Source organism: Methylobacterium sp. J-077, assembly GCF_022829365.1.
Lineage (GTDB): Bacteria > Pseudomonadota > Alphaproteobacteria > Rhizobiales > Beijerinckiaceae > Methylobacterium.
The window spans coordinates 1-329 of record NZ_JAKSYJ010000238.1; the positions used below are offsets into that span (position 1 = coordinate 1).

Annotated in this window: 1 protein-coding gene; it reads right to left on the reverse strand. The window is 69.6% G+C overall.

Annotation, left to right across the window (positions count from 1 at the left end; all coding sequences use genetic code 11):
* The coding region (locus tag MKL11_RS30900; RefSeq protein ID WP_313900797.1) for a DJ-1/PfpI family protein at positions 1–329 on the reverse strand (329 nt) is incomplete at both ends.

The window sequence follows — 329 nt, forward strand, 5'->3', positions numbered from 1 at the left end:
CCGGCGTTCCGGATGTCAGTCTGCAGCGTGGGGAACGAGGTCAGCGTACGGCCCTTCACGACGTCCGCCTCAACCAGCGTCCACGGCCCGTGGCAAATCACGCCGACCGGCTTGCCTTGGGCGAAGAAGTCCCGGACGAACGCGACCACCGCCTTGCTCGCCCGGAGCTTGTCGGCGCCGACGCAGCCACCCGGGATGACGAGCCCGTCGTAATCGGAGGCCGAGGCGCCCTTGATGGTCGCGTCGACGGCGTAGCGGCCAGCCGGGTCCAAGTCGTTGTTGACCGTCTCGGCCTCGCCGGCCTCCAGCCCGATCACGGTGACGCTCGC